The organism is uncultured Barnesiella sp. (assembly GCF_946496565.1).
In the GTDB taxonomy this organism is placed as follows: Bacteria; Bacteroidota; Bacteroidia; order Bacteroidales; family Barnesiellaceae; genus Barnesiella; species Barnesiella merdigallinarum.
Genome location: NZ_CAMMHD010000006.1, coordinates 1 through 19,186 on the forward strand (window position 1 = coordinate 1; position 19,186 = coordinate 19,186).

A 19,186-nucleotide genomic window follows, 5' to 3' on the forward strand; every position below is an offset into this window, starting at 1 on the left:
CCGCCGACCCTCTGCTTGTAAGGCAGATGCTCTAAACCAGCTGAGCTAAACGCCCCTGTTTTGTTGCGGCTTGTGACCGCCACGCAGGGATTATCTCCGACCGTCAAACGATTTTTTTTGTCTCTCGGTTGTCCGGCCTTGGTGGTGGGCGTTGACGGATTCGAACCGCCGACCCTCTGCTTGTAAGGCAGATGCTCTAAACCAGCTGAGCTAAACGCCCGGATTATTTTCCGAAAAGCGATGCAAAGGTAATACAATTTTTTTATTTGCAAAACAAAAACGAAAATTATTCGATAAAATTACGCAGGAAATCGTATTTTTGTGCTCTGTTTCATTCAAATCACAGGATTATGGAATTATCATCACTCACGGCTATATCGCCTATCGATGGCCGCTACCGCAACAAGGTGGAAAATTTGTCGCTTTATTTTTCGGAGTGGGCTCTTATCCGGTACCGGGTACGGGTCGAAATCGAGTATTTCATCGCGTTGTGCGAGTTGCCTCTGCCTCAGCTCAAGGGGGTAGACCACAACCTCTTCCCGGCTTTGCGGGCCATCTATCAAAACTTTACCGAGGCCGATGCCGCCCGGGTAAAGTCGATTGAGTCGGTCACCAACCACGACGTGAAAGCAGTCGAATATTTCTTGAAGGAGAAGTTCGACGAGTTGCACCTCGAGGCCTACAAGGAGTTCATCCACTTCGGCCTCACCTCGCAAGATATTAACAACACGTCGGTGCCCCTGTTGATAAAAGAGGCGTTGCACGACTGCTACATGCCGGTACTCGACGAGATGCTGTCGCTCATCAACCACTATGCCGAGGAGTGGAAAGATATTCCCATGCTGGCCAAGACGCACGGTCAACCGGCATCTCCCACCCGTCTGGGCAAGGAGATTCGGGTCTTCGGATACCGTCTCGAGAAACAGATCGAGCTGCTCAAGGCTGTGCCCGTGAGCGGAAAGTTCGGCGGTGCCACGGGTAACTTCAACGCCCACCACTTTGCCTACCCCGACATCGACTGGCCTGCCTTCGGCAACCGTTTCCTGAAAGAACGCCTCGGTATCGAGCGCGAAGCCTGGACCACCCAGATTTCGAACTATGACAATCTGGCCGCCCTCTTCGACGCCCTGCGCCGCATCAATACGATAGTCATCGATCTCGACCGCGACTTCTGGCAATACATCTCGATGGAGTATTTCAAACAGAAAATCAAAGAGGGCGAGGTAGGTTCGTCGGCCATGCCTCACAAGGTGAACCCCATCGACTACGAGAACTCCGAGGGTAACCTGGGCCTGGCCAATGCCATTTTCGAGCACTTGGCCAAGAAGTTGCCCATCTCGCGTCTGCAACGCGACCTCACCGACTCGACCGTGCTGCGCAACGTGGGTGTGCCCTTGGCTCATACGCTCATTGCCTTCCACAGCACCATCAAGGGGTTGAACAAGCTGTTGCTCAACGAGACGGCCATCTACCGCGACCTCGACCAGATGTGGAACGTGGTGGCCGAGGGTATCCAGACGATTCTGCGCCGCGAAGGCTATCCGCACCCCTACGAGACGTTGAAGGCCCTCACCCGCACCAACTCGGTAGTCAATGCCGAGTCGATACGCGAGTTTATCGACACCCTCAACGTGTCGGAGTCGGTCAAGGAGGAGTTGCGCCGCATCACGCCGCACACCTACACCGGGTTCTAACAGGTACCGCCGGCCGGCACTCCTTGCAGGCTTTGTCGGGACCGACTTGAAAATACCCCGAAATATTCCCGATTCTTCGGCTTCCCCGTTTATCGTTACCTGGTGAGCGGAGCCGAAGAATCGTCGTTTTGGACCGTTGGGGCAAGGGCGGGCGAACAAACGCCCCGGGCTTTTGTTTTTTTTAAGAAGAAAACGATAACTTATTTGATTGTGAAAGAGATGAAATGAAAAATCATTTGTATCTTTGCCGGCAAATAAGGTAAAAAACAATCGATAAGAAAATAGAATTTTTTTAGTTAGGCCGAGAGGCTTGTATTTTTTAATTACAAACAATTCCTATGGAAAGCGAAAAAAGAGCTAAGCGCCCTCGTATCGGGGTATCGAACCGTGAAGGCATGACCGAACGATATGAGAAAGTAGAGTACAAAAGAGGTGGAGAAGAGGGTCACACCTCGTATGGTGCCAATACCGAAAGACCTCATTACTCCCGTAACAACTATGGTGAAGGAGGCAATCGCTCCTATACCAACGACCGTCCCAACAATTATGGGAACCGTCAGGGAGGCTATGGCCAGAATCGTCAGGGTGGTTACAATCAGAACCGTCAGGGCGGATATGGCAACAATCGCCGCAATACCTACAACAACGGGCCGCGGTACAACCAGGATTACAATCGCAACAACGAAGGGGGTGAGGGCTATCAACCGCGCTCTTACGGCGACAACGAGCGCCCCTACTATCCCAAACAGAATCGCCAGGGCGGCTACAATCAGAACCGTCAGGGCGGATATGGCAACAACCGTTACAACCAGAACCGGCCGCAACAACGCCGCAACAAGAACTACAACAGCCGTCCGCAACGCATCGAGTATGAGTTGCCCGAGGTAGATCCCAACGAACCGATTCGTCTCAACAAGTACATGGCCAATGCCGGTATCTGCTCGCGTCGTGAAGCCGACGAGTATATCCAGGCCGGCGAGGTGCTGGTAAACGGTGAGCCGGTGACCGAGCTGGGTACGAAGATTACCCGCAACGACACGGTGACCTTCCGTGGCAAGGTGGTTACGCTCGAGCGCAAAATCTATGTGCTGTTGAACAAACCCAAGGACTGCGTCACCACATCGGACGACCCGCAGGGCCGCCTCACCGTGATGGACATCGTGCGCAACGCCTGCACCGAGCGCATCTACCCTGTAGGCCGTCTCGACCGCAACACCACGGGTGTGCTGCTGCTCACCAACGACGGCGACCTGGCCTCGAAGCTCACGCACCCCAAGTTCATCAAGAAGAAAATCTATCACGTATGGCTCGACCGCGACGTGAACGAAGAGGACATGCAACGTATCGCCGACGGTATAGAGTTGGAGGATGGCCCCATACAACCCGATGCTGTGAGCTATGCCAATGATACCGACAAGAACCAGGTGGGCATCGAGATACACTCGGGCCGCAACCGCATCGTGCGTCGTATATTCGAGGCGCTGGGTTACCGGGTAGTCAAACTCGACCGGGTCTATTTTGCCGGTCTCACGAAGAAGAACCTGCAACGCGGCCGCTGGCGTTACCTCACGCAACAAGAGGTGAACATGCTGCAGATGGGTTCGTTTGAATAAGTAATATAACCGAAATAGCCGCACGCCCCGCTCGGGAAAACCGTTCGGGGCGGTGGTGCTTAAACTAATAGATTGAAAGAGTATGGAAACAATGAAAAGGACCAAAGTCGTCGATGCCTTCGACGCATCTCTTTACGGGACGAAGATCAATGTGAAAGGCTGGGTGCGTACGCGCCGGGGCAATAAGCATGTCAACTTTATTGCACTCAACGATGGTTCTACCATTAAGAATATACAGGTTGTAGTCGACCTCTCGAAGTTTACCGAGGCCGAGATGAAACCCATCACGACCGGTGCCTGCATCAGTGTGATAGGCACGTTGGTAGAGTCGCAGGGCAAAGGTCAGCAGGCCGAGATTCAGGCCGAGAGCATCGAGCTCTACGGCGGTGCCGACCCCGATGTATATCCCTTGCAGAAAAAGGGACACACCCTCGAGTTCCTGCGCGAAATCGCCCACCTGCGTCCCCGCACCAACACCTTCGGTGCCGTGTTCCGCATCCGTCACCACTTGGCCTACGCCATTCACAAATATTTCAACGACCGCGGTTTCTTCTATCTGAACACGCCGCTCATCACGGCCAGCGACTGCGAGGGAGCCGGTGCCATGTTTCAGGTAACGACGCTCGACCTCAACAACGTGCCCCGCACCGAAGATGGTGCCGTAGATTACAGCGCCGACTTCTTCGGCAAACCCACCAGCCTCACCGTATCGGGTCAGCTCGAGGGTGAGCTCGGTGCCATGTCGCTCGGTGCCATCTACACCTTCGGTCCCACCTTCCGCGCCGAAAACTCCAACACGCCGCGTCACCTGGCCGAGTTCTGGATGGTAGAACCCGAGGTGGCCTTCAACGAAATCGAAGAGAACATGGACCTGGCCGAGGACTTCCTCAAATACCTTATCCGCTACGCTCTCGACAACTGCCAGGACGACCTCGAGTTCCTCAGCCAGATGTACGACTCGGAGCTGATCGAGCGTCTGAAGTTTGTCGTCGAAAACGACTTCGTGCGCCTGCCCTACACCGAGGGTGTGAAGATTCTCGAAGAGTCGGGCCACAAGTTCGAGTATCCCGTCTACTGGGGTGCCGACCTGCAGAGCGAGCACGAGCGCTTCCTCGTCGAGGAGCACTTCAAGAAACCGGTTATCCTCACCGACTATCCCAAGGAGATCAAGGCCTTCTATATGAAACTCAACGACGACGGCAAGACCGTGCGCGCCATGGATGTGCTCTTCCCCCGCATTGGCGAAATCATCGGTGGTTCGCAACGTGAGGAGAACTACGAGAAACTGCTCTCGCGTATCGAAGAGCTGCATATCCCCATGAAAGATATGTGGTGGTACCTCGATACCCGTCGTTTCGGTACCGCACCCCACTCGGGCTTCGGCCTCGGGTTCGAGCGTCTGGTACTCTTCGTAACCGGCATGACCAACATCCGCGATGTGATACCCTTCCCCCGTACGCCGAAGAACGCCGAGTTCTAAGCCGGGGCCTGCACAACGCAAGACCATACAAACAAGAGAGCCGCTTCGGGAGATTCCCGGGGCGGCTCTCTTGTTTGGTCATGTTGATAATGGTTTTCTCTATATATTGGTCTTTAGATTACTCGATAGAATATCAAGGATTGTATACACGTGACGGTGAGATGCGGTTATTCGATTTTTTCCTCCCGTGCGTGACCTTATTTGAGGTCAAATGCCAGACCTATGTAAAGATTGACAGCTCCCAAGTTGCCGTTTATGTCATCGTCCACATATTTATGGTTGAATATGTCGGTATAGGGCAATGTGTAGTTCAATCCCAAATGAATTTTGTGGAGCACGATACCGGCTTGTACGGCCCAAGAGCTGTTGAAGATATTGAAGTAGTCATCGTTTAGAGTATCTTTCAAATCTTTTTTCTCTCCATTGTATTCGATGGTACCCCAATACCCGGCGAAATCGAAATCGAAATTGATACCAGTCTGCACATACAGACTGATTTTCGGAGTAAATCGATAGGTGTATCCGATAAAAACCGGGATACGATACCCCATGGTATTGTAAGAGGTTGTTATTGTTCTCCCGTTTATTTCTACCTCTTCTTTCCATCCTTTGAAGGGGAGTTCCATGCCTAAACCTGCATAGAAGTTCTTGTTTTTCCCGAAATAGGCTCCTGCTTGACAAAGCGAAATGATGCCGGTCGTTTTTCCTGAGACGTTGCTCTGATTTTCGAAGTATGAGCCGCCGAGTGTGTTGAACGAGATGGCTCCTCCTACCCGTATGAATCCTCCGGCGGGTTTGCTACTGTTGTCGTGGGAAGGGCTGTTTCCTGTATCGTTTCCCGCGCTGCTCCATTGGGCCGATGCCGACAGTGAGCCGATGAGGAGTATCATGATAATAAGAATCGATTTTTTCATGAATGAGTGTGTTTTAGTGTTGATGTATGTATTCCAGATTATGTTCAGCCTCTATAAGTCTCTTATTTCCTCCTGACCTTGATATTGAAGTTCAGACCTAAGCTGATGTTGAATGAGCTTATTTTTTAAAGATTGAAGTTCATACGCCATACGTTGAACAGACCTTTGGCCGTGCCTCGTTGCGAGAGGAAGTAGATGCTGCGGCCGTCGGGCGACCACACGGGGCAGCCATCGTTACCGGGGTGGAAGGTCAGTTGGGTGAATTGGCTTCCATCGATGCGGATTACAAAGATGTCGAGGTTTTGGACGCGTTTGTTGTTGGGATTGAAACTGTTGCCCATACACACAATCCATTGTCCGTCGGGTGAGATACGGGGTGTGGTGAAACTCTGGTCCTGACGCGAGAGGATAAGGGTTTCGATTCCGGTCTGGTAGTTTATCTTCCAGATTTCACCTATTCCCTTGTCGTTGAATCTGGTGCAAAGGAAGGCGTCGGGTTCGTCCTTTATCGGTTCGGGAGTACAGCCGTTGGAGTAGTTGGTAAAGAGGTTATTCTCGCGGTTGTAGCTCCAAATGCTGGATCGTCCGTATTCCTGTCGGGAGAAGAATACGATGTTGGGATTATTGGCCGAGGCTTTGGGCGCCGCATCATAGGTGTTGCCAAAGGTGAGTTGGTTGAGCACGCTTCCGGCTTCGGCATTGATGCTGTATATCGAACTGGTGTTGTTGCGTTGTTCCGAGAAATAGATATATTGGCCGTCGGGCGACCAGGAGAGGTCGGTCACCCAGTTGCGGAAGGTGCGTTGCGTGGCACCGCTTCCGCCTCGTTCGGTGCTGGCCACCATGATATTGGTCTGCTTGTTTTTATAGGAGAGGTAGGCCATCTTACGGCCGTCTGGCGAGATGGCTACACACGGATTGACCCACCATTCGAATTTACCGTATTCGTTGCGGGTAGATATACCGTTGACGATGTCTCGATTTTCGTCGGTAAGTTTCTCGAAACGGATACCTCCTTCTTCGGGAACTGATACGTTGGAGTAGATGATTTGAGTGGTTGTACATTGTGAAAATAGCCAGATGCACAAGAGCCCCCAGCCGAAAAGTGTCGTTTTTCTATTCATCATGAACATGGTTTAAGTGTGTTTGTATTGTCAATGTTGTTTTAGAGCTTCCTTAAAAAAGGTCATCGACCGGTCTGCTATTCTCTTGGTGTGAAGAGATGGTTACTCACAGTCTGGGTACATTGCGAGATGGGGCAATGACGAAGAGACTTGCGATGATGATTCCGATATCTTTAGGTATTGGAAATCTTGATTAAGGATTATTAGCACAAAGAAATCAAAATAGAGCGAAAATTTCTTTTGATGAATGTCGGGATAATTGTACGGATATGTCGAAATAGTTGAACATAAACAAGGCTGCTATCGCTTCTTTTTATATTGCGACAGGTGCTGGCACAGGAGTTGTGCATCGACAATGCCCTCGACTTGAAGACTGATTTGGTAGATTGGAACTGGAGGTGTATGAGTTTGTATTTCAGGGGTATAGTATTCTTGGAAGAAGTCATAATGCAGCACTTCCGAAATGGCAACGAGGAGGTCGGTATCAATACTCTTACGTGAGAATATGTCGTAGACGGTACCGCGGGTGCGGTTGATACGGGCGGCAAACTCTGCAATCGAGAGTCCGCTCTCCTTAAAGCGTTCGTGAATGATATGACCAATGTGTATGTTCCTCATGTCGTTCGGCGAAATGTAAGCATTGGCCGGCTCTCGAGAGGATAGGGTAGGAGTTAAATAAACTACGTGGTCCTGCCCAGAGTTTGTCCAATAGAGGCCTTCGCATTGCCCAAGCATACAAACACGAACAAGCCCACGTAGATATATCTACATGGACGCTCGCTACATGTTCTCGATGCTTGTGTGAAAGTTGCGAAGTTTCTATTGGCGGAGAACGAAGCTAACGCTTATGTTATTTTTGTTATTTTATGGCATTCTTTCTTTTTCTGTTCTATTATGTTGGTTATAAATATATTTTTGTTGCTATTCAAACTGTCTCTCGTTCCAGTGCAGGGTAATCGACTCGCGCAGGTAGGGCTTGAGGCGGTTGTAGGTTTCGCGGTCGAGATACTTCTCCCACGACTGGCTGGCGCATATCGAGCCATCGGACTCGAAGGTATACTCTACCAGGCAGATGTCGACCGGTCGCATCAGCTCCTCGCGTTGGGTTTTCGAGAGGCTGTCGGGGAAGAGAAAGAAATCGTCGCGGGTGGGCTGCTCGATATATTTCGAGGCGGGAAGCTCACGCCAGGCGCTGTCGAAGAACCGGATGCGGCTGTCGCCGGCCGGGGCATAGACCGTGTTGACCAGAGCAACGACAGAGTCGTTGCCGGTAGTCGTGTAGAGGTACAGGGCCATTCGGCTCTGCTCCGAGAGGGCGATGACGAGGCTCTGCTCCTGCAACTCGGTCATCTGGGCCTTCCCACCGAGTTTGGTGGTGACTTGTGCCGACTGCCCGGCGTGGAAGAGGTCGATGAGGTCTTTGCGTCGATTGACTTCGAGCGAGGGTATCAGCGAGTCGGGCATGGCCGCAAAAAGTTGTGCCGCCGGTTCAACAGCCTGCGACATCAGCGCCGTAGCCACGGCCGAGAGGAAAAACAGTCTTCTTAGTTTCATGACAATGGTTTGAACAAAGTAGTGAAAGGAGAGCGCAGAAAGTCAAGTTTACTTGAACTTTTGCCGAGCCCTATCCTCTCTTCTACAAAAGTAGCTATTTCATTTTGAAGAGCAAGAAACCCGATGGCTATTTTGTGCCCAGATAGAGGAAGAACATACCCAGCAGCACCAGTATCAGGTCGAACGACTTGCTGCGGATATTCTTCTCCCTGAACAGGAAGGCACCGGCAATGAAGCTTACCACCACGCTGCTGCGACGCACCATCGAGACGATTGAAATCATCGAGTCGGGGTAGCTGAGGGCGTAGAAGTAGACAAAGTCGGCACAGACGAGAAAGAGCGAGATGAAGAATATCGAGGGACGCCACACAAACGGGGTCGTGTGCTTGCGCTGCGGATACCACAGCACCAGCAGTACGATGGCCATCATGGCCATCTGGTAGTACGAGTACCACACCTGCACGGTCATGCGGTCGAAGCCGTGCGACATGAGGTATTTGTCGTACAGTCCGCTGGCGGCTCCCGTGATGGTGGCCAGCACGATGAAGAGTATCCACAGGTTGTGGCGGAAGTTGATGCCCTCTTTCTTTCCCGAGAAGGAGAGCATGATGAACGAGACGATGGCCAGCAGCACACCTATCCACTGGTAGAAGTTGAGCCGTTCGCCGAAGATGAGCAACGCCCCGATGAGGGTGAGTATCGGCTGCGACGCCTTGATGGGGCCGGCTATGGTGATGGGCAGGTGCTTGGTGGCAAAGTAGGCACAGGTCCACGAGGTGAGTACCAGCGCCGCCTTGCCGATGATGAAGAGGTGCTCGCGCAGGGTCGAAGGGGGCACGTAGAACATCGAGTCGCGCATCAGATCGGGAAACCCGTAGGAGAGGATGATGAGCGGGAGGAACAGCAGGCTGCAGAAAAGGGTGTTGAGAAACAACACGGGAATGACGGCGTTGCCGTTGAGCGACGTTTTTTTACATACCTCGTAGCAGCCCAACAGAAAGGCCGAGAGAAAAGCAAGCGATAACCACATCTTTTTTTACCTTTTAAGTCTATTGACGTTGGACCCTTCGATGCCTCTCCGCCTGGGCGGGGATGGTCGGGGACCGCCTTTCTGCCACCACCGGGGTGGGGCGGTTTGCGAGTGCAAAGGTAGTTATTCTTTTCTCTGTATCATCTCTGTAAACCTAGATTTGTGTTATCTTTGCATCGCGTGTGGCAACGATGCCACGATAGAGAATAGAATTATGGAGCTGCTTTACATTCATTGGAATCCCGACCCGGTGCTCTTTTCGGTAGCGGGCATCGCTATACGTTGGTACAGTATCTTCTGGCTCATCGCCATTTGGGCGGGTTGCCAGGTGGTCTACAAACTGTATAAGCTGAAGGGGCTCCCGATGGATACGTTTCAGACCCTGTTCATGTACAGTTTTCTGGGTATTTTCATCGGTGCCCGGCTGGGGCATTGTCTCTTTTACGAACCCGATTATTACCTGAGCCATCCGCTCGAAATCATTCTGCCCATACGCGCTCTGCCCGATGGCGGGTGGCGCTTCACGGGCTATGCGGGGTTGGCCAGTCACGGGGGCACGCTGGGGTTGATTATCGCTCTGGCCCTCTTCTGCCGCAAGACCAAGATACACTACCTCGATATTCTCGACATGATGGGTGTAGCCGCACCGGTGGCTGCCGGCTTTATCCGGCTGGCCAACCTGATGAACTCCGAAATCATAGGCATGCCGGCCGATGTGCCCTGGGCTTTTGTCTTCGAACGGGTGGATATGTTGCCTCGTCATCCGGCACAGCTTTACGAGGCGCTGGCCTATTTCATCTTCTTCGGAGTGATGGTGTGGGTGGCCTGGCTCCGGCGCGACCGTTGCGGTCGGGGCTTCTATTTCGGGCTCTGCATCACGCTCATCTTCCTCTTCCGCTTTTTCATCGAGTTCCTCAAGGAGCGCCAGGTCGATTTCGAAAGCGCCATGCCTATCGACATGGGTCAGGTGTTGAGCATCCCGTTTGTGGTGCTGGGGCTCTACTTCGTGATTACGCGGTGGAATAATCCCGCTGGTGGCCGATTGTCGCAACCGGGACAGAGAAAATCCTCGAAATAGTCGCTAAATCTCTTTCTTCAGATAAATCATGTCGACGAGCTGTCGGCCCCCCTCGAAGATGGGGTGAGGATAGTGGTCGGTAAAGAATCCGGGTATCCGGTGCGAATAACGGAATCCGCATCGTTCGTAAAAGGGGATGGTGAGGGGTGAATCGCCTGTACCAACTTGCAAGGTCGCTCCGCTGGGATAGAGGCTTTCCACATATTCGATAAGTTTGCGGGCATAACCTCGACGCTGGAACGGGGGACAGGTAGCCAGGTTCTTGATTTCGTAAAGTCCTTGCCCCTCTTGTGTGACGACGCAGATACTCTTCAACCCCTCGTCGTACAAGGCAAACATTTCGCCCCGGTCGAGGTAGCGCTCGATCATCATTTCGCTTTCGTCGGCCAACAGCAGCAGGTCGAGAAAATCTTTCTTCCGGTTTGTTATGTGTCTGATTTCCACGAGTCGGTTCTTTATCGGGGCAGAAACAGGTTGTCGGGGTAGGTGATGTCGTGCAGGAACAGCGCCTTGCCCGGTACCGAGGTGCCGGCGGCGCAGCGGTCTTTCTGTTCGATGATGCGGCAGAACCCCTCGACGGTGAGTTTGCCGCGCCCCACGTCGAGCAGGGTGCCTACGATGGCGCGCACCATGTTACGCAGGAATCGGTCGGCCGTGATGGTGAATACCTGTTGTTCCCCCTCGCGCTCCCAGCGGGCGAAGGTCACCCGGCAGTTGTTGGTCTTTACGTCGGTGTGCAGCTTGCTGAAGCTGGTAAAATCGGTGTATCGGTAGAGTTGCTCGGCCGCCTCGTTCATCCGGTCGAAGTCGAGCGTGCCGCGGTAGCGGCAGGCAAACGCCTCGAGAAAGGGCGACTTGTGGTCGATGAGGTAGTATTTGTAGGTGCGGCTGAGGGCGTCGAAACGGCTGTGAGCCTCGTCGGTAACAGGCCGTATGTCGTACACGGCCATGTCGGGGGGGAGCACCCGGTTCAGGCGGTCGGCTGTCTCGGCGGGATTGTCGAGCGGAGCCGGGGTGTCGAAGTGAGCCACCATGAGCCGGGCGTTGACTCCGGCATCGGTACGGCCCGCCCCGGTGACCGGCGTCTCGCGCCGCAGCAGGGTAGCCAACGCCTTTTCGAGCTCGGCCTGTACGGTGATGCCGTTGGGCTGTATCTGCCAGCCGTGGTAGCGGGCACCGTTGAACGATAGGTAGATGAAGTAGCGTGGCATGAAGGTCTAAAAAAATAGAGATGGATTATCGGGCGGGGTTCGAGAGTGACAGCATGAGGAGTGTCTCCCCTTGCTCTGTGGCCCCTCCCCGGCCGATAATCCATCGGGTTGAGTTTAATCGTTTTCGAGATAGGTATATCCGTAGAGGCCCGAGCGGTAGTTCGAGAGGAACTCACGACCCTCTTCGGGGGTGATGACTCCCGCCTTCATCGACGAGGTAACCCATGTCTCTACGCTGCGCACCAGTTTCTTGGGCGAGAACTGTACGTAGTCGAGCACCTCGGCCACGGTCTCGCCGTCGATTACCTGATCGATTTCGTAGCGGTCCTTGTACACGCTCACATGCACGGCGTTGGTGTCGCCGAAGAGGTTGTGCATGTCGCCCAGAATCTCCTGATAGGCACCTACCAGGAATACACCTATATAATAGGGTTCCTTGTTGTTAAGGGCATGCACGGCCAGATGCGAGTTGGAGCCGTGGGGCGAGATGAAGTTGTTGATCTTGCCGTCGGAGTCGCAGGTAATATCTTGTATGGTAGCCGTGCGGTCGGGACGTTCGTCGAGCCGGCTGATGGGCATGATGGGGAACAGCTGGTCGATCGACCACGAGTCGGGCAACGACTGGAAGAGCGAGAAGTTGCAGAAGTATTTGTCGGGCAACAGCTTCGAAATCTTGCGCAACTCTTCGGGGGCATGCTTCATGTCCGAGGCGATTTCGCTTACCTCGCGGGCTACCGACCAGAAGAGTTGTTCGATTTGGGCCCGGGTGCGCAGGTCGAGCAGTCCCAGGCCGAAGAGGTCGAGTGCCTCCTCGCGAATCTGCAAGGCATCGTGCCACGACTCGAGCAGGCGCGGCTGGTTCATGTTGTCCCAGATTTTATAGAGTTCATCTACCAGTTCGTGCGGGTTTTCGCCCAGTTCCTCCTTCTCGTCCCAGATGGGGAGCGAGGTAGTCTCGAGCACCTCGAATACCAGCACCGAGTGGTGTGCGGTGAGCGAGCGGCCCGACTCGGTGATGATGTTGGGTTGCGGCAGGTCGTTCTTGACACAGGCATCGACCAGCGCCGAAACCGAGTCGTTCACATACTCCTGTATCGAGTAGTTCATGCTGCTCTCGCTCGACGAAGAGCGGGTGCCGTCGTAGTCGACCCCCAGACCGCCGCCTATGTCGACAAACTCGACGTGGAAGCCCATGTTCTGGAGCTGTACGTAGAACTGCGAAGCCTCTTTCAGGGCATTCTTGATGCGACGTATTTTGGTTATCTGGCTACCGATGTGGAAGTGGATCAGCTTGAGGCAGTCGGTCATCTTGGTCCTTTCGAGGAAATCGAGAGCGTCGAGCAGTTCGCTGGAGTTGAGGCCAAACTTGCTGCCGTCGCCGCCGCTCTCTTCCCACTTGCCGCTGCCCGAGCTGGCCAGCTTGATGCGGATGCCGATGTTGGGGCGAATCTTCAGCCGTTTCGAAATGTCGGCGATGAGTTTCAGTTCGTTCATCTTCTCGACCACGAGGAAGATGCGGCGTCCCATCTTCTGGGCCAGCAGGGCCAGCTCGATGTAGTTTTCGTCCTTGTAGCCGTTGCAGATGATGAGCGAGTTTTTGTCGGTATTGATGGCCAGCACGGCGTGGAGCTCGGGTTTCGAACCGGCCTCCAGCCCGATGTTGAATTTCTTGCCGTGGCTCACGATCTCCTCGACCACCGGTCTCATCTGGTTCACCTTGATGGGATAGATGATAAAGTTCTGGGCCGTGTAGCCATACTCGTCGGCCGCCTGTTTGAAGCATTTCGAGATTTTCTCGATACGGTTGTCGAGAATATCGGGGAAACGCAGCAGAACGGGTGCCGTTACGTCGCGCACCTGCAACTCGTCCATCAGCTCCTTCAGGTCGACCGAGGCATAACCCTCGCGGGGCGTTACAGCCACGTGACCCTTTTCGTTGATTGAAAAATATTTCAGGCCCCAACCGTTGATGTTGTACAGTTCGGCAGAGTCCTCAATACGCCATTTTCTCATTTCTTATAAACAGGTTGAATAAAAGGTATTATAAAAAACATACAGTGAGCAAAAATACGGATAATAATTGAATAGAGAAAATGGAAAAGGGCGTACATTGTTCCCGGTGATAAGGTTTTTTTGTATACTTGTCGGGAATTTCGGGTAATATGCCTGTTTTTGCATATATATAATATAAGTGGTGTGTCGGCCCCCCTCCGTCTCCTTCCGGGAGGAGTGGTCGAAAGGTTTGGAAAAAGAGAAAAGTTTCGATAGGTTCAAGACGAGACTAATGTGTTAAAATGTGTTATTTCTAAAATTTGTTGTAGTCTTTTCGGACCCCTTGAGGCTATACAACAACAAAGAAGATTCTTTATCGAGCATACACGTTTTGACCTTAGTCTTTGATTGGTAAGAGAAGGTTCTATGAAAAAGGAAGTGGATAGTGAGACTTTAAAAGGATTGAAGGAGGGTAAGATTTCCTCTTTTGAATCGATATATCAATACTATTCGGGGAGGGTGTATAATTTCATCAACTCCATAGTAAAAGATCGTATTCTCTCTAAAGATTTGACTCAAGACGTGTTTATGCAAATCTGGGATAAACGCAGAGGCATACTCTGCGACGGGAATTTCGATTCCTATATCTTCACTATTGCCCGCAATAGGGTGTATCATTACATCAAGCGGGAGATGTGGATTCAGCAATACTTCGAGGCCGAGGCCAAGGAGCAGTCGCTCGAGGAGAAAGACGATGCCGATCACGAATTGGACAATCTGTTGCTCGAAGAGTATATTTTGAAATTGATCCGTGAGTTGCCCGAGTCGCGCCGCCGCATTTTCATGATGTACTGGAAAGAGGAGCTCAACTATATGGAGATTGCCAGGCAGTTGTCGATTTCGGAGAAAACGGTGGCTACTCAGGTACAACGCTCGTTGCAGTTCTTACGGTCGAAGATGCGTTATGTAGCCTTGGGGTTGTTGCTGATGAGTGTAGTGTGTGATACGTTTTTTGAAGTGTTAGATAGAGTTTTTTAAGTATGAAGAGAATGGAAAATATGGACTCGGAGCGGTTTATCGAAATGATGGAGCGATACCTTCGCCACGAAGCGACAGACGAAGAGAAGGTCGAACTGTCGCAATGGATCGGGACGTCTCGGATGCAGCGTGCCCTGGACGGGAAGTATACCGATTTGTGGCACTCGGTTTCGCCCGAACTCGATAGCGATACCCGCAGCGAGATGTGGCAGAACCTGTCGCAACATATCCGGGAGGAGCGTGCGATAGGCCGTCGGCGGGTGATGAAAACAATTTGTAAGATTGCGTCGGTCGTATTGTTGCCCGTAGCCGTATTTCTTGCCGTGGTCGCCTATTACGAGGGCGGACAGGCCAAGAGCGATACCACACCCTTCTCGTTTGTCGTCGATTCGGGACAAAAGGCCAGCATGACTCTTCCCGACGGGACCAAAGTGTGGCTCAACTCGGCCAGCAAACTGAGCTATTATCCTTCGTACAATCGGGACGATCGGCGGGTATTCCTGACCGGCGAGGCCTACTTCGAGGTGGCCAAGAATCCCGATAAGAAATTTGTAGTCGCATGCCAGGGCGTGGAGGTCGAGGCCCTGGGTACCACTTTCGACGTGAAGGGCTATGACGATGACGCTATGGTGTCGACCTCGCTGATCGAAGGTTCGGTGCGGGTTTCGCACCAAAATCAGTCGGTATTGCTTGCTCCGAGCGAGGAGGCATCGTTTGACAAAACGAAGTTGGTGTTTGCCAAATCGAAAATCGAGGATAGCCGGCAAGTCGATTTCTGGCGCCGGAATATCCTCTACTTCCGCTCGGCTACGCTGGCCGAGATAGCCAAGACCATGGAACGACTCTACGGAGTCTCGGTAGAGTTCGAGTCGGACGAATTGAAAAACATCTCCTTCTCGGGAAGCATTCGCAACAACAGTCTCACGAATGCCTTCTACATCATCAGCCTCACCTATCCGCTCACCTACGAAATCGATCGCGATGTCGTGAAGATAGGACTGAAGCAGTGACCCTGTTCGAGCATTTATGTTACCATATAATTGTTTGACGAATAATCTTTTATACTGTTTTACCATGAATATGTATTGGAATCATTCCCCCGATTGGGGGCGATAACCGTTTGCCAGGCAGTCGGTTAAAACCATCACAAATGCTTTTTGTGGATAGAGTGTATTGTTATCCTATGTCTAATATCGAAATTTTAATTAGTAATGTTGAAACACACCAACTGGGCATTACGAATATGCTTATTGAGTTTCATTACCCTCGTATCGGTAATGAATGTAAAAGCCCAAATCACATTTAATGCCTCGAATAAGTCTATCAAAGAGGTAATCGAGATGATTGAGGAAAAAGCCGATTACAGCTTTTTCTACTCCGATGAGCTGTCGGATTTGAATCGTAAGGTCAACTTGTCGTTTCACGACGAGAATATAGAAAATGTATTGAGAACCCTGTTCAAAGGTACGAATATCGTTTATAAAATCGAAGGCGACAAACAGGTCGTGCTCTCCCTGCAGTCGACTTTGAAAAAAGCAAAATCAAACAAGTCTGTAAGCGGAAAGATTGTCGACACGGAGGGTAACCCCTTGATTGGGGTTTCGATTGCCGTCGACAACGGTACGCGTGGAACCATGTCCGATGTAGACGGAAACTGGAAACTCGAGGCCCCCGAGGGCAGCCTCTTGACCTTTTCGTACATCGGCTATAACACCCACACGTTGAGAGTCGGCAGCAAAGATGTCTATACCGTATCGATGAGCGAAGACAACCAACTGCTCGACGAAGTGGTGGTGATTGGTTACGGTTCGATGAAACGGAAAGATATTACCACGGCCGTATCGGTCGTATCGACTTCCGATATTGACGAGCGCCCCATTGTCGACGCAGCACAGGCTCTCCAGGGTAAAGCGGCCGGTATTCAGGTAGTGCAACCTTCGGGTGCTCCCGGTTCGGGCATGAGCATTCGTGTGCGTGGTGCTACGTCGGTACAGGCTTCGAACGAACCATTGTATATTGTCGACGGTATGCCCAGCGACGATATATCGGGTCTGAACCCGGGCGACATCGAGAGCATGCAGGTACTGAAAGATGCTTCGTCGGCTGCCATTTACGGAGCCCGGGCCGCCAACGGTGTCGTATTGATTACCACCAAGCGGGGCGAGATAGGCAAACCTCAGGTCAAACTCAGTGCCTATGCCGGTATCTCCCGGCTGGGGAAAAAGATCGACGCCCTCAATACCGAGGAGTATAAGGATTTGATGAAGGAGTTGAAGAAATATTCCAACGTAGCCCCTACGATTCCCGAGGATGAGCACCGCTATGTCGACTGGACCGACATGTTTTTCAAAACCGGTATCAATCAGAACTATCAATTATCGGTCTCGAACGGAACCGACAAACTGAAATATTTCATTTCGGGCGGATATACCGACGAGAAAGGTATCGTGAATAAAGCCTATTTCAAACGCTACAATTTCCGTAGCAATATCGACAGCCAACAGACCAATTGGTTGAATATCGCCCTCAACCTGGCCTACTCCAATACCGAGGGGCGCGAGGTTTACGAGAGCCGCAGCTCCATGCGTGCGGGTTCTATTCTTTCGGTCATCAATACCCCGCCGTTCATGCAGGAGTGGGACCCCGAGAATCCCGGTCAATACGACGAGTCGGCCTATGGTTCCCGCATCCTGAACCCGCTGGCTGCCAATGCTGCCGACAACGTGACTTCGACCGATTATCTGAAAGGGTCGCTGGCTCTTACTATCGACCTGTACAAAGGGTTGAAATTCAAAACTATGTTTGGTATCGACCTGACCAATACCCGTTGGGATTTTTATCTGGATCCCCGCTCTACCTCCGACGGACGTTCGACCAAAGGTCGTGTCGAAGAGAGCTACTCGCGTAATTTCGAATGGCTGTTCGAAAACATTCTCACCTATGATTGCTCGATCAACAAACACAACCTCTCGTTGATGGGTGGTGCTACCCAACAACGCTCCCAATACAATGGAGCCTGGCTGGCCGGATTCGACCTTCCCGACTCTTACCCCGACCTTCATTCGATAGCTGCCGCCAACCAGATAGACAAGGATGCCACTGGCTCTTCGGCTTCGGCCTGGACGTTGGCTTCGTTTTTGGGTCGTGTTGCCTACAACTACGACAGCCGCTACCTGTTGACCATGAACTTCCGTGCCGATGGTTCTTCGCGCTTTGCTCCGGGTCATCGTTGGGGTTACTTCCCTTCGGTTTCGGCCGGATGGCGCATGTCGAGCGAATCGTTCATGGAGTCGCTTGCCGACGTGGTCGACGATTTGAAAATACGTGTGGGCTGGGGTATGAACGGTAACCAGAGCGGGATAGGCAACTACGCCTATCTGGCCGGTATGACTGCCAGCAAGGTAGCCCCCACGACCGACAATCTCTATCCGGGATTGGCCATCACGCCCTATTCGGCCGCCAATACCGAGCTTACCTGGGAGAAGACCATGCAGTGGAATGCCGGTATCGACTTCTCGGCCTTTGATTCGCGCCTGACCCTGTCGGTCGATGCCTACTACAAGCGCACGACCGACCTGCTGCTCACCGTGAGCCTGCCCGACAACGTGAACCTCCCCGGCGGTATTACCCGCAACGATGGTGAGATGACCAACAAAGGTATTGAGTTGAACCTCTCTTCTCAAAACTTCAGAGGCGAGTTTCAATGGAATACCGATTTCAATATTTCGTTCAACAAAAATAAGCTGACCAAGCTGGGCCTGAACAAGGTGTACTACTATGCCGAGATGTATGAGACCAAAGAGAATGCCATCATCTTGAAAGAGGGCTTGCCTCTGGGTACCTTCTTCGGCTATGTATCGGAGGGTGTCGACCCCGAAACGGGAAATATCATCTACAAAGACCTGAACAACAACGGTGTGTTCGACCCGGGCGACCGTACGACTATCGGTTGCGCACAACCCGATTTTATTTATGGCATGACCAATACCTTTTCGTACAAAGGGATAGGCCTCTCGATTTTCTTGCAGGGAAGCCAAGGCAACGACATCTTCAATGCCTCGCGTATCGATACCGAGGGTATGTTCGACTTCCGCAACCAGTCGAAGGCCGTGCTCGACCGCTGGAAACGTCCGGGTATGATTACCGATATACCCCGTGCCGGCTCTATCGACAACAGCCACAACTCGACTCGCTTTGTCGAAGACGGTTCGTATCTGCGGTTGAAGACTTTGACTCTGTCGTATGACTTCGACCGGAAGCTGCTGCGCAAGATGCACCTCTCCAAACTGCAGTTCTATGTAACCGGGCAAAATCTGTTGACCTTCACCAATTACAGCGGATACGACCCCGAAGTAAATGCCTATGGTGCCGATGCGGTAGCTCTGGGTGTAGACTACGGAACTTATCCTCAATCGAAAGCTGTGATCTTTGGTCTGAATGTTGAATTTTAAATGATGA

15 protein-coding genes and 1 tRNA gene are annotated in these 19,186 nt (G+C 52.2%); 7 read left to right on the plus strand and 9 right to left on the minus strand.

The window, feature by feature from the left end; all coding sequences use genetic code 11:
* Positions 1-142: 142 nt before the first annotated feature.
* A tRNA-Val gene (locus Q1K76_RS04345) sits at positions 143-220 on the minus strand.
* Between the two features lie 130 nt (positions 221-350).
* Between Q1K76_RS04345 and purB the strand changes: the two genes are divergently transcribed.
* The 3 genes from purB (at position 351) to asnS (ending at position 4,787) form a co-directional block, all read left to right on the plus strand.
* On the plus strand, positions 351-1,694 hold the full coding sequence (gene purB, locus Q1K76_RS04350; RefSeq protein WP_087409228.1) for an adenylosuccinate lyase: 1,344 nt from the start codon (positions 351-353) through the stop codon (positions 1,692-1,694).
* A gap of 338 nt (positions 1,695-2,032) precedes the next feature.
* The gene (locus Q1K76_RS04355; RefSeq protein WP_087409229.1) at positions 2,033-3,307 is read left to right on the plus strand and encodes a pseudouridine synthase; all 1,275 of its coding nucleotides are present in this window, start codon (positions 2,033-2,035) and stop codon (positions 3,305-3,307) included.
* Positions 3,308-3,389: 82 nt separating this feature from the next.
* On the plus strand, positions 3,390-4,787 hold the full coding sequence (gene asnS / locus Q1K76_RS04360) for an asparagine--tRNA ligase (RefSeq protein ID WP_087409230.1): 1,398 nt from the start codon (positions 3,390-3,392) through the stop codon (positions 4,785-4,787).
* A gap of 197 nt (positions 4,788-4,984) precedes the next feature.
* On the opposite strand, the gene Q1K76_RS04365 is transcribed toward asnS, so the two are convergent.
* The 5 genes from Q1K76_RS04365 to Q1K76_RS04385 form a co-directional block, all read right to left on the minus strand.
* Complete coding sequence (locus Q1K76_RS04365; protein ID WP_300131316.1) at positions 4,985-5,701, minus strand: hypothetical protein; 717 nt, start codon at positions 5,699-5,701, stop codon at positions 4,985-4,987.
* Positions 5,702-5,826: 125 nt separating this feature from the next.
* Entirely contained in the window at positions 5,827-6,828 is a 1,002-nt protein-coding gene (locus Q1K76_RS04370; RefSeq protein WP_300131318.1) for a hypothetical protein, read from the minus strand.
* 297 nt (positions 6,829-7,125) lie between these two features.
* A complete protein-coding gene (locus Q1K76_RS04375) occupies positions 7,126-7,443 on the minus strand; it encodes a helix-turn-helix transcriptional regulator (RefSeq protein ID WP_258326737.1) in 318 nt (105 codons plus the stop codon).
* 303 nt (positions 7,444-7,746) lie between these two features.
* Complete coding sequence (locus tag Q1K76_RS04380) at positions 7,747-8,379, minus strand: DUF3256 family protein (RefSeq protein WP_300131322.1); 633 nt, start codon at positions 8,377-8,379, stop codon at positions 7,747-7,749.
* Between the two features lie 127 nt (positions 8,380-8,506).
* Positions 8,507-9,409 carry a DMT family transporter gene (locus Q1K76_RS04385; protein WP_289540001.1) on the minus strand — a complete coding sequence of 301 codons (903 nt, stop codon included), beginning with the start codon at positions 9,407-9,409 and terminating at the stop codon, positions 8,507-8,509.
* A 214-nt stretch (positions 9,410-9,623) separates the two neighbouring features.
* On the opposite strand from Q1K76_RS04385, the gene lgt reads away from it, so the two are divergent.
* On the plus strand, positions 9,624-10,487 hold the full coding sequence (gene lgt / locus Q1K76_RS04390) for a prolipoprotein diacylglyceryl transferase (protein ID WP_087409233.1): 864 nt from the start codon (positions 9,624-9,626) through the stop codon (positions 10,485-10,487).
* Positions 10,488-10,490: 3 nt separating this feature from the next.
* On the opposite strand, the gene Q1K76_RS04395 is transcribed toward lgt, so the two are convergent.
* The 3 genes from Q1K76_RS04395 to speA all read right to left on the minus strand — a co-directional run bounded on the left by Q1K76_RS04395 (position 10,491) and on the right by speA (position 13,711).
* On the minus strand, positions 10,491-10,931 hold the full coding sequence (locus Q1K76_RS04395) for an N-acetyltransferase (RefSeq protein ID WP_300131325.1): 441 nt from the start codon (positions 10,929-10,931) through the stop codon (positions 10,491-10,493).
* A gap of 11 nt (positions 10,932-10,942) precedes the next feature.
* Complete coding sequence (gene truA / locus Q1K76_RS04400; protein ID WP_087409235.1) at positions 10,943-11,698, minus strand: tRNA pseudouridine(38-40) synthase TruA; 756 nt, start codon at positions 11,696-11,698, stop codon at positions 10,943-10,945.
* 114 nt (positions 11,699-11,812) lie between these two features.
* Positions 11,813-13,711 carry a biosynthetic arginine decarboxylase gene (gene speA / locus Q1K76_RS04405; protein WP_087409236.1) on the minus strand — a complete coding sequence of 633 codons (1,899 nt, stop codon included), beginning with the start codon at positions 13,709-13,711 and terminating at the stop codon, positions 11,813-11,815.
* Between the two features lie 405 nt (positions 13,712-14,116).
* On the opposite strand from speA, the gene Q1K76_RS04410 reads away from it, so the two are divergent.
* The 3 genes from Q1K76_RS04410 (at position 14,117) to Q1K76_RS04420 (ending at position 19,179) form a co-directional block, all read left to right on the plus strand.
* Positions 14,117-14,728: an RNA polymerase sigma-70 factor gene (locus tag Q1K76_RS04410; protein WP_300131327.1), complete on the plus strand. Its 612-nt coding sequence runs from the start codon at positions 14,117-14,119 to the stop codon at positions 14,726-14,728.
* Between the two features lie 2 nt (positions 14,729-14,730).
* Positions 14,731-15,738, plus strand: a complete 1,008-nt coding sequence (locus Q1K76_RS04415) for a FecR family protein (RefSeq protein ID WP_300131329.1) — start codon at positions 14,731-14,733, stop codon at positions 15,736-15,738.
* A gap of 267 nt (positions 15,739-16,005) precedes the next feature.
* A complete protein-coding gene (locus tag Q1K76_RS04420) occupies positions 16,006-19,179 on the plus strand; it encodes a TonB-dependent receptor (RefSeq protein WP_343210776.1) in 3,174 nt (1,057 codons plus the stop codon).
* Positions 19,180-19,186: the final 7 nt, after the last annotated feature.